Source organism: Formosa sp. F44, assembly GCF_056238645.1.
The window spans coordinates 323967-336352 of the sequence record NZ_JBWDLJ010000005.1; the positions used below are offsets into that span (position 1 = coordinate 323967).

Annotated in this window: 7 protein-coding genes; 2 read left to right on the forward strand and 5 right to left on the reverse strand. The window is 34.6% G+C overall.

The genetic code is table 11. From position 1 onward, the window contains the following. Positions 1 to 130 precede the first annotated feature (130 nt). A complete protein-coding gene (locus tag AC0UBM_RS16450) occupies positions 131 to 3697 on the reverse strand; it encodes a choice-of-anchor I family protein (protein ID WP_475689370.1) in 3567 nt (1188 codons plus the stop codon). Positions 3698 to 3931: 234 nt separating this feature from the next. Between AC0UBM_RS16450 and dnaK the strand changes: the two genes are divergently transcribed. Further along, entirely contained in the window at positions 3932 to 5836 is a 1905-nt protein-coding gene (gene dnaK, locus AC0UBM_RS16455) for a molecular chaperone DnaK (protein WP_414035523.1), read from the forward strand. Between the two features lie 887 nt (positions 5837 to 6723). Here dnaK and rplT read toward each other — a convergent pair. The 4 genes from rplT to thrS form a co-directional block, all read right to left on the reverse strand. Then, on the reverse strand, positions 6724 to 7068 hold the full coding sequence (gene rplT, locus AC0UBM_RS16460) for a 50S ribosomal protein L20 (RefSeq protein ID WP_159021242.1): 345 nt from the start codon (positions 7066 to 7068) through the stop codon (positions 6724 to 6726). A gap of 105 nt (positions 7069 to 7173) precedes the next feature. Continuing rightward, positions 7174 to 7371, reverse strand: coding sequence for a 50S ribosomal protein L35 (gene rpmI / locus AC0UBM_RS16465; RefSeq protein ID WP_414035525.1), 198 nt, complete (start codon positions 7369 to 7371; stop codon positions 7174 to 7176). A gap of 58 nt (positions 7372 to 7429) precedes the next feature. Then, a complete protein-coding gene (gene infC, locus AC0UBM_RS16470) occupies positions 7430 to 7978 on the reverse strand; it encodes a translation initiation factor IF-3 (RefSeq protein ID WP_299780459.1) in 549 nt (182 codons plus the stop codon). A 32-nt stretch (positions 7979 to 8010) separates the two neighbouring features. Further along, entirely contained in the window at positions 8011 to 9945 is a 1935-nt protein-coding gene (thrS, locus tag AC0UBM_RS16475; protein WP_414035526.1) for a threonine--tRNA ligase, read from the reverse strand. 537 nt (positions 9946 to 10482) lie between these two features. Between thrS and AC0UBM_RS16480 the strand changes: the two genes are divergently transcribed. Then, on the forward strand, positions 10483 to 11373 hold the full coding sequence (locus tag AC0UBM_RS16480) for a hypothetical protein (protein ID WP_475689371.1): 891 nt from the start codon (positions 10483 to 10485) through the stop codon (positions 11371 to 11373). Positions 11374 to 12386 lie beyond the last annotated feature (1013 nt).

Consider the following 12386-nt stretch of genomic DNA (forward strand, 5'->3'; position numbering starts at 1 on the left):
GGAAGTACTAATTGCTAAAGCGTAGCTTCTGTTTAGTTGTTTGAGTGAAGATGTGTTTTAAACTTTTTTTAGAAAAAAAACGCCTTCATAATATGAAGACGTTTTAGAAAAATTGACATTAATATAGTAACTATTCAACTACAATTTTTAAGGTCTTGCCTAAGCTTGTTTTAGCCAGATATGTCCCGCTATTTACATTAGGAACAGTAAATGTTCTAGTGTTTTTTTCTGAAGCGATTGCTCTCCCTTGAATATCAAACAAGGTTACATCTAAGGTCTGATTAAAGTAAATGGTCTGATTAGACTGTACCGGATTCGGATAAAATTTAAGCGTATTTGCATCTTTTTCAACAGTTTCAACGCTTAATGTAATGTTATCTAACCCGTATACACTAATTGTAGAGCTTACTTCGTTAGCAATCACAACTAAACCTGTACCTAAAATATTGTCTTCTGGAGCGATATAAATAATACCTTCTGGTGCTAAATCTCCACCTTCATCATCTCCAAGAGTACGATTGTTCATGTATTTAATGAATGTTGGATTTGTAGGGTCGGTAATATCATAAGTCATAAATCCACCAACACGTTCTAGCGTAATAAACGCATAGAATTTATCTCCAATTTTAGAAATGGTGACACCTTCTGGCTCAGGACCTTTATTGTCACTTCTATTTTTAAAATTGTTATTGCTATTACTTACGTTAAATAATGATCCGTAAGTAGGATCTGTAGCCGTGATACGTTCAAAATCATCGCCACTATCGTAAACTAAAGCTCCTGTGGAAGCATTTCTTATACTAAAAGAACGTGAACCGTACATGTGGATTTCGTCGAAATCACCATCGTTATCTTTGTCTCCTGTAGTATTAGCGACTGCTAAACGTCCTATATTTTGCTCTAGTTTTAATAAATCGGCGTTTGGAAAAGCAATAGGGTCTAATACATAATCGCCGTCTCCAACTTTAGCTTCATCTACAAAAGTGTCGTATTCTCTTGCGTCACCTTCGTTTGCTGTAACCACATATCCAATGCCGTTTAATTCGTAATAAGCAATAGCATCTGGCATATACATGCCTTTAACTGGCCAATTTGCCATAAAAATAAAGTCCGTTTCATCAGACGCATCAAAAGTATTTCCAGTTAAACTAAAATCTTTTAATCCTAAAGGAAGAATATCTGTAATGGTATTAGATTCTAAATCGATAACCGCTAATGCATTATTTTCTTGTAAGCTTACCCACGCTTTTTTAGAATTGTCTGAATACGTAATATATTCAGGTTCTACATCCTGAGATACTGTCGCATTCGGACCAGTAATTCTAACACCGCTAGCTTTTAATTCGTTTAATTGCGCATCGAAAGCATTGAAATTTATAGTTGTTACATCGGCTTGTGTAATGTTTCCTAAACCAGCTGTAGCCGTAATTATTGAAATGGTTCCTTCTGGATCGATGCTATAATCGCTATTTGGCTGTCCCTCGTTTGCTGTTAGTATTTTTGTTCCGTCTGGAGTAAAACTTACATTGTCAGGTAAGTTTCCAACAGTCACCATAGAAATATGGTCACCATTAGTATCCATAAACAATACCACACCATCACTTTCTGGTCCGTTAGACACAGAAGCAGTCACTATGCCGTTATAAACAGCAACACTTGTAGGGCCTTCTGTTCCGTAAGTTGATAAATCGATTGTTTTAATGGTTGATAGATTCTCTGGATTAGAAAAATCTAAAATCTCAATAGTTTTTCCGATAGAGTTTAAAACAAAAAGACGTTTTGTTTCGACATCGTAAGCACTAATTTCTGCAGACCCTGAAGCATCTACTAGATAACTCGTTTTAAACGTAATATTTAATGGGTCGTTCGGGATATCTAAAATATGGTCGTTATCTATAATATAAACACCTGTAGTTTCGTAAGCTCCTAAAGTAGCATTAGTAGGATTTGAAATTTCTAAAATGAAAAGTTCATCAGTTTCAACTATTGAATCATCTGAAAGCGGAATTGTTAACTCGTAAATAGTTGTATTCGCCGGAATCGTCACTGATTGACTTTCGAAAATGAAATCTGTTCCAGGAGAAGCAGTTATTAATTCACTCACTAAGTTTACATCGAAAGTAACAGCTGTATCCGTAGCGGTAGATAATTCTAATTCAATCTTAACTTCGGAAACATTTTCAGAAACATTATATGTAGATGTAGCAAAAGAAAGCTGAGGTGTAACATTGGTAACAGCGCTAAAAGTTCCAGGAGTAGCGTATACTTTAAAACCTAAAGATTCTGCCACTTCGTTAGTAGAAGCTACCCAGTTTGTGCCATCGTTAAAATCGGCATTCGGATTTAAAAGTTCAATAGACGGTCCGTCGCCATCGGCAACTGTTGGCCAAGGCTCCTTATCGTCGTATTCCATAGTGAAAATGATTTCACCTTTTGTATTTACAATGTCTAAAACTTCGCCACCGTTTCCTAAAGCGTTAGAAATACCTTGTGGCATATCTAAAAAGCTTACGCCATAAAATGCATCGGCAGTAGTTTTGTCTGTTGCTAATAAGACAGTAGTTTTAGAGTCTACATTCATTTCAGGGAATGTAAAGATAAAGTTACCCTCGTCTTTTACTTGAATTCCTCCTAAAGCAATAGCTTGGTCGGTGGTGTTGTAAATTTCTAAAAATTCTAATGCATCAGAATCATCTGAAGGCGCATTGTACATAATTTCGGTAATTATTAAACCTTCTGTTGTGGTATTGTAATATAAGGACTCGCTAGTGTATTCAGAGCTTTGCGTATTTCCTTTTATATCTTCAACATTTGCAATTGTTAATACATGAGCAACACCGTCGTTATAGGCATCGTGGATTAAAGTTGCAGTATTTGAAGTTTCATCATAACTAATGTTCGAGATATTAAGAGCAGGCATAAAGTTATAGTTAGATACAGCTTCTGCGGTTGCCTTAGTAATGGTTTCAGAGAAGATAACATGTGTTGTGCCTTTATCTACACTTACAATGTTTACAACTGAAGGCGCAGTAACATCTTCGGTAGATACCACAAAAGCAGTCGTATTGAAAGTAGATTCTGGAGCAATGCCATCGTTATGATCGTCTTCGTCGGTGTCCTGAATGTCGTAATTAGACATGTCGTTAAGCGCCAAGAGGTAGCCATTAACATCTAGTCCTGACTTAGGACCGTTATACACAGCGATATCTGTACCATCTGGACTGTAGGTTATAGCAGTCAGGCCAGGTGTTAATCCTGTATTTGTTAAATCGCCAAAAGCACCGGTTGCATTTGCAACAGCAGCAATAAATGTTGTTGGAGTTTCTAAATTTGTACCTAAATAAGCAAAAATGGCTTCGCTTCCAGAAGATAAACCTCCAGGTTCACCGTCGATGGTTCCGAAGTTAACTGCAGGGATGTTACTAATAGTATTAAACGTAATTACAGAACCCGCAGGAATGAGTAGGTCTCCGCTTAACCAAGAATACGCGGCTTCTCCGGAATTAAATTCGGTGCCAGTCCATTCTTTATCAGCAAAATGAATTGTGGTGTTTTTAGGGATGTCTACAAATGTAACAACGGCAAAATCGTCGTCTCCATCGGCATTCATGCCAATAAATGCCATATCGCCTGTTTTAATTTGAGCATTAAGGTAGCTTCCTATACATAAAGCTAAAAGAAGTAAAGGTTTTTTCATTTCTATGATTTTTTAGTTGCACAAATGTATAATGGGGTATGTACCGTAAGTGTCATTTAAAGATTACGAAACTTTAAAGCTAAGGTTAGGCATGTTAAATAATTGTTTCCGTCAGTTTATACACGACAAAATTAATTTGTGACAGCTTGTCAGTATAAAAATAGTTGGCACAATGATTGAAATAAGCAAAGGGAAATAAGAATAAATTCAACAACATTAAAATATATAGTAATTATGAGTAAAATTATTGGAATCGATTTAGGAACTACAAACTCTTGTGTGTCTGTAATGGAAGGTAACGAGCCTGTAGTAATTCCTAACGCAGAAGGTAAACGTACAACTCCATCTGTAATTGCTTTTGTAGAAGGCGGTGAGATTAAAGTTGGTGACCCTGCAAAAAGACAAGCAGTAACTAACCCAACAAAAACGGTTTCTTCTATTAAACGTTTTATGGGTAACAAATATTCTGAATCTTCTAACGAAGCAGAACGTGTTCCTTATAAAGTAGTAAAAGGTGACAACGATACTCCAAGAGTAGATATTGATGGTCGTTTATATACGCCTCAAGAATTATCAGCAATGATTCTTCAAAAAATGAAAAAAACTGCTGAAGATTATTTAGGAACTACAGTTTCTGAAGCAGTTATTACTGTACCAGCTTACTTTAACGATAGTCAGCGTCAAGCGACTAAAGAAGCAGGAGAAATTGCAGGTTTAAAAGTACGTCGTATTATTAACGAACCAACTGCAGCTGCTTTAGCTTACGGTATGGATAAAAAAGGTACTGACCAAAAAATAGTTGTATTTGACTTTGGTGGTGGTACGCATGATGTATCTATCCTTGAATTAGGAGACGGTGTATTTGAAGTATTATCTACAGATGGAGATACACACTTAGGTGGAGACGACGTAGATGAAAAAATCATTACTTGGTTAGCCGATGAGTTTAAATCTGAAGAAGATATTGACTTACGTAAAGACCCAATGGCTTTACAACGTTTAAAAGAAGCTGCTGAAAAAGCGAAAATTGAATTATCATCTTCTGCACAAACAGAAATCAATTTACCTTACATTACAGCAACTGCTAGCGGACCAAAACACTTAGTTCGTACATTATCTAAATCTAAATTCGAACAATTAATCGACGATTTAGTAAAACGTACTATCGAGCCTTGTAAAACAGCTTTAAAAGCAGCAGGTTTATCAATTGGTGATATCGATGAGGTTATTTTAGTAGGAGGTTCTACACGTATACCAGCAGTACAATCTGCAGTAGAGAAATTCTTCGGAAAATCTCCAAGTAAAGGTGTTAACCCAGATGAGGTTGTATCTTTAGGAGCAGGTATCCAAGGTGGTGTTTTAACTGGAGATGTTAAAGATGTATTATTATTAGATGTTACACCTTTATCTTTAGGTATTGAAACTATGGGTAACGTAATGACTAAGCTTATTGAAGCGAATACAACGATTCCAACTAAGAAATCGCAAGTATTCTCTACAGCAGCAGATAATCAACCATCAGTAGAGATTCACGTATTACAAGGTGAACGTGCTATGGCAGGAGATAACAAAACAATTGGACGTTTTCACTTAGATGGTATTCCACCAGCAAAAAGAGGTACTCCACAAATTGAAGTTACTTTTGATATTGATGCAAATGGTATTATCCATGTAACTGCAGGAGATAAAGCTACTGGTAAAACTCAAGATATTCGTATTGAAGCATCTTCAGGATTAACAGAAGAAGAAATCCAAAAAATGAAAGCTGATGCTGAAGCTAACGCAGAATCTGATAAATTAGCTAAAGAAAAAGCTGATAAATTAAATGCTGCTGATGCCATGATTTTCCAAACTGAAAGTCAACTTGAAGAATTTGGAGATAAATTATCGGCTGATAAAAAACAACCTATCGAAGATGCTTTAGCTGAATTAAAAACAGCTTTCGAATCTAAAGATATCGCAGTAATCGATCCAGCTTTAGAAAAAATTAATGAAGCTTGGAAAGTAGCTAGCGAAGAAATGTACAAAGCGCAAGCAGAAGGACAAGGTGCACAACCAGGACCAGATGCAGGTAGCGAAGGACAATCTAACGATGGTAGTAGTGATGTTGAAGATGTAGACTTCGAAGAAGTTAAGTAATCTAAAACACTTTATATAGTATTAAAAGCAACCTTAACGGGTTGCTTTTTTTGTTTTTGGAGTTTACTAAACAGAAATTTAATTGTTTATTGATTTGTAGATGATCATGGTTGATTCTCGACACCACTCCAATACCATTGTAAGGCTGTTTAAGTGCTCAGTACTTAATCTTTTATCTTTCCTTTTATGTCATATTTTAAACTATGAATTACTAAGTTATTGCAGGGTGTTCGAGCGTAGTCGAGAACCTAAGTATGTAGCACTCTTTAATCTTTAGAAGAGCATTTAGTATCTATTAGAACGTGAAATTAATGCTGTATGAAACGATTTTAATAACTAAAAAAGAGTTGAATCTTTGATTGTGTGAGAATGATAAATTGCCTTTTCATTCAGGTAATATGTGAAACTGGAGAAATCCCAAGTTAATATGTGGCGTTCGAGCGTAGTCGAGAACCAATGTATGTAGAACTCTATTATTTTGAGATGAGCAATTTGTATCTATTAGAACGTGAAATTAATGCTGTATGAAACGATTTTAATAACTAAAAAGGAGTTGGATCTTTGAGTGTTTGAGAATAATAAATTGCCTTTTCATTCAGGTAATATGTAAAACTGTAGAAATCCGAAGTTATTGCAGGGTGTTCGAGCGTAGTCGAGAACATAAGAATCAGTAGAATCTTTTCGTAATTAATTAATCATATAAATGTAAAAACGCAACAATCAGGAATAATACGAAGCTATAGCGTAGATGAGTCGTTCTAATAGTTTAAGCCTAAGGATTTGTATAACATTGCAGATATTGTCTAAATAGCAGGCATAAAAAAACCGACTCTTTTCAGAATCGGTTTTAATTTATAAGCGAAATGTTATACAATTAGGCTAACGCCTTATTTTACTTTATCTACTATTGCTTTGAAAGCTTCAGGGTTGTTCATCGCTAAATCAGCTAAAACCTTACGGTTTAATTCGATTTGGTTAGCTTTTACTTTCCCCATGAATTGAGAATAAGATAATCCGTATTGTCTAGCTCCTGCGTTAATACGCGTGATCCATAGTGCACGGAATGTTCTCTTTTTATTTCTACGGTCTCTGTATGAATAAAGCATTGCTTTATCAACCGCGTTTTTTGCTACTGTCCAAACGTTTTTACGACGTCCGAAGTAACCTTTTGCTTGCTTAAGAACCTTTTTTCTTCTGGCTCTTTTTGCTACTGAGTTTACTGATCTTGGCATTTCTTAAATGTGTTTTGTAGTAGGCGGTCTAATTAAATATTGACACTTTTTATGTTTTGGCCTAACTCCAGGGTTATTAAATTGTTTTAACCGATTAAAACGATATTACTTTAAACGTAACATTGTTTTAATACTGCTCTCATCAGATTTATGTACTAAACCATCATGAGTTAGCTTAAGCTTACGCTTTTTAGACTTCTTTGTTAAGATGTGACTCTTAAAAGCGTGCTTTCTTTTAATCTTACCAGTACCTGTTAACTTGAAACGTTTTTTGGCACTAGATTTTGTTTTCATTTTAGGCATCTTGTTCTCCTAGTTTTAAATTATTTCGCTTATTATTTTTAAACCTGATTTACAGGATTTACTTTGATTTCTTTGGAGCAATAAACATAGTCATACGTTTACCTTCCAATCTTGGCATTTGCTCTACCTTACCGTATTCTTCAAGATCTTGCGCTAAACGCAATAATAAAATCTGACCTTGTTCTTTAAATACAATAGAACGTCCTTTAAAGAATACGAAAGCTTTAAGCTTAGCACCTTCCTTTAAGAATTTTTCTGCATGCTTCTTTTTAAATTCATAATCATGATCATCGGTTTGAGGACCAAAACGAATTTCTTTAACTATAACTTTAGTGGCTTTGGATTTTAAAGCCTTATCTCGTTTCTTTTGTTCGTAAAGAAACTTCTTATAATCCATAACCTTACAAACAGGGGGCACCGCTTTAGGTGAAATCTCAACAAGGTCAAGCTCTTGCTCTTCGGCAATGGCTAAGGCCTTCCGAGTTGGGTATACTCCAACTTCTACATTGTCACCTACTAATCTAACTTCTTCAACTCTAATCTTAGAATTAATTCTATGCTGATCTTCTTTTTCAACCCTTCTCGGGGCTTGTTTTTTTCTACGTATTGCTATGGCTGTAAAATTTTAGTTAAACTTATTTAAAATTGTTTTAATGTTTTATTCGTTTCTGCTTCGACAATTTTAGCGAATTCTTCAATAGAAATACTTCCTAAATCTTCTCCACCGTGTTGACGTACAGATATTTTGTTTTCTTGCTCTTCATTCTCACCTATAATGATCATATATGGAATTTTTTTCATCTCCGCTTCACGGATCTTTTTTCCAATAGTCTCATTTCTATGATCTACAAGGGCGCGAATTTCGTGATTTTCTAGCACATTTAAAACTTTTTCAGCGTATTTTTCATATTTCTCGCTAATAGATAATATAATGGCTTGATCTGGCATCAACCAAAGTGGGAAATTTCCTCCTGTATGCTCCAGTAATATGGCGATAAAACGTTCCATACTTCCAAAAGGAGCACGGTGTATCATCACTGGACGATGCATTTCATTATCACTTCCTTTATAGGTTAATTCAAAACGTTCAGGTAAATTGTAATCTACCTGGATGGTTCCTAATTGCCATTGTCTACCTAAGGCATCCTTCACCATGAAGTCCAATTTAGGACCGTAGAAGGCGGCTTCTCCAGTTTCAACAACATAATCTAATCCTTTCTCTATAGTAGCGTTTAAAATCGCTTTTTCAGCTTTTTCCCAATTTTCGTCACTACCTATATATTTTTCTGGATTGTCCGGATCTCTCAAAGAAACCTGAGCTGTAAAGTTTTCAAAACCTAACGATCCAAAGACGTAAAGGACTAAATCAATAACTTTCTTAAACTCTTCATCTAACTGATCTGGAGTACAAAAAATATGAGCATCATCTTGAGTAAAACCTCTTACACGTGTTAAACCGTGAAGTTCTCCACTTTGTTCGTAACGATATACTGTTCCAAATTCTGCAAAACGTTTAGGTAAATCTTTATAAGACCATTGCGCACTGTTGTAAATCTCGCAGTGATGCGGGCAGTTCATAGGTTTTAATAAAAACTCTTCACCTTCTTTTGGCGTTTTAATTGGCTGAAAACTGTCTTCTCCATATTTAGCATAATGTCCAGAAGTTACATAAAGTTCCTTTTGTCCAATATGTGGCGTAACCACCATTTCGTAACCTTGCTTCTTTTGAGCTTTCTTTAAAAAGTCTTCTAGACGTTCTCTTAAAGCAGCACCTTTTGGTAACCACAATGGTAAACCTTGACCAACCTTAGAAGAGAATGTGAATAATTCTAATTCCTTTCCTAATTTTCTATGGTCACGTTTTTTTGCTTCTTCTAATAAATGAAGATATTCTGTTAACTCCTTTTGCTTAGGGAATGAAATTCCGTACACACGAGTTAATTGTTTGTTTTTTTCGTCTCCTCTCCAGTAAGCACCTGCAACAGATAATACTTTTACCGCTTTAATTATTCCTGTATTAGGGATATGGCCTCCACGACATAAGTCTGTGAATGTAGAGTGGTCGCAAAATGTAATGGTACCGTCTTCTAAGTTTTCTATTAACTCAGTTTTGTACGGATTATTTTTATAGGTTTCTAAAGCTTCAGCTTTAGAGATCGCTCTCAAGTTAAAGTCATGTTTTCCACGAGCGATTTCTAACATTTTGTTTTCAATCGTCTTAAAGTCTTTATCAGAAACTATGTGATCTCCAAAATCTACATCGTAATAAAATCCGTTTTCAATAGCTGGTCCAATTGTAAGTTTTGCGCCTGGATATAATTCTTCTAATGCTTGCGCTAGTACGTGAGCAGAAGAATGCCAAAATGCTTTTTTACCTTCATCATTATTCCATGTATATAATACTAAAGATCCATCGGTGGTTAAAGGCGTAACGGTTTCTACGGTTGAACCATTAAAACTTGCCGAAATAACATTTCTAGCTAACCCTTCGCTAATGCTTTTAGCGACATCCATTGGTGTTACGTTTTCTTCAAACGCTTTAATACTACCATCAGGTAATGTAATCTGTATCATATTGTAAATTGAAATTGAATCTACAAAGATAAGAGTATATAAATAGAGACACAATATATATGTGTAAAAATAGACATTAACATGTGGTTAAATATTTGAATTTAAGTAATACGGCTATTACAGGTTACTCAGACTTGGATTTGAAGTTGAAAATTAGATTGATTTTATAAGATTAAAATGGAGTACGTTGTATTCAACCGAGGTTTAAAGCGTGAAAAGAGTTGGAGTACGTTTTTGAAGGATTTTGGAGAATGTAACATGTGATTTACTAAAATGACTAGAAAAAATATGGGTTTTTAAGGGGGTGGGGGATCTAAAAAGAGGATTAGATTGCTACATTAATCTGTGTTTAAACGTAAGTTTCACACTAATTTGAGGTTTTATTGAATTGCCGTAATTGTCGTTGTAATTTTATGATATTAAGTATATTGTTGTGTTAATGTTGGTTATTTTGTAATACTATGTGATATTTTATATATATTTGAATTTATAAACGTGTTTTTTACGTTTATAAAACAAGCAAATTAAACTAAGAGCATGAAAACCAAAAACAATCAACCAAGAAATAAGTCTGCCTTTAAATGTGGTAGCTGTAAATGTGGAAACCTATTACAAAGCAGGTCGTTTAAATATGTTGCTTTGGCATTATTATTAACACTTAGTGTAAATGTGGCTTCGGCACAAGAGGAATTAAGTGCGGACGACTATAATCCGTTTCGGATAGGAGCTCACTTAAAGAATATGCATTTGTGGCATGGCTTTGTTGTGCATCCTGGAGCTGTTATCGCAACAGAACTTGAATATAATTCGAGAAACAAGAAGTTTACATTCGGACTTTGGGGTGGTGCTAGTTTTTCTAGTACAGATGTATATAATGATAACACAGGAGAAAATGTAGGTGCTTATTATAAGGAGGTTTCTATATATACTAAGTATCGTTTCTCTGAACGATTTTTTGTAGAAGCAGTGTCTCACAATAATTTTACAGGCGTAGAGGAGAGAGGAGATGATTTGCATTACTGGAGTTGGGATAAAACACAGGGGTATAATTTTGTAGATGTAAGTTTCGGTTATAAGGTAACCCCAAATACACTATTGTACTTAGCAACTATAATAGGAGGTGGATCTGGAGATTATGAAGTAGAAGCCGATGGAACTTTAAAAAATTCGTGGACACAGTATTTTGAAGTGAATAGTGTCGTTTGGAAAAATCAAAATTCTAATTTGTCTCTTTTTGTAGGAGGAGCGTGGTCGTTTTTTACCGATAAAACATTTTACACTGAAGGCGCTGGAGGTGTAGTTAATGTTGGAGCTACATTTAATAAAGATTTGTATATAGTGAAATATAAAGTCCCTGTTTCGGTTACGGCTATGTGGAATCCAGAAGAAGAGAAAACAGTATTGCAATTAGATATAGCGTTATTCTAAAGTACTTGTGATTGATGAGGTGAATATTGGTCATGGTTTACTATTATGTATAGGACAGTTGTTCTTTATATAGTAGGAGGAATGAAACGACGTTAACATTTCGAATTGTATTGGAGTCTGTGTTTATATGGATACCTAAGAAGAGTTTGTTGTACTGTATATATTATAGGTAGTTAATCTGAAGGTAGTCCCTATTATTATTAACGAAAGGGTGTAGTATGATAATACATCTTAGTCTATTATATAAGGTATAAGAATAAAAGGATATGAGACGAATAGCTTTGTAAAAGTGTTAGTAGTTCGAAGTGTTATGTATAAGTGGAGATTGTTTGATTGAATTACTACTTGTTGTCTTATTTAGTATAATAGAGTTGTGTGTTGGTAATACTATTGATTTGAAGCTATATCTATACTATATAGAGCAGGAAAGTAGATGTTTTATTACCGGAAAGAGTCGATGATTTGTGATTAAGTTTGAGTTTATAAAATAATCACACATATAACTATCTAGCAACCTATTATTTACGATTTATTTCAAAATAAACCATAAATAAATTAGTTATATAGAAATAAAAGGTGGTATATTTGCACCCGCTTAGCGACACAACTACGGTAGTTTAGTTAGGCAACACGTTCATTAACAGAGTCATATTTATCGGATTTAGATTAGTTTCAAAAAAAGATAAAAAAGATTTGTTAGTAGCAAAAAAGGGTGTAAGTTTGCACCCGCTAAAAACGGCAACGTTTTTAGAAAACAAAGTTCTTTACAGGTTGTTTTAATGGAGTTAGAAACGTTTTGAAAACGAGTCTAAAAAAAACTTCAAAAAAACATTGTGAGATTAAAAAAAGGGTTTTATATTTGCACCCGCTTAACGAGGAAACGAGTTAAGAAACAAAAAGAGAAATAAGTTCATTAACATATTGAATTGACAGCGTAGATAATAACTGGAAACGGTTATTATCAACAAAAAAGAATAAACCATTTTGAGTACCAACATTTAATTCCATTAGTT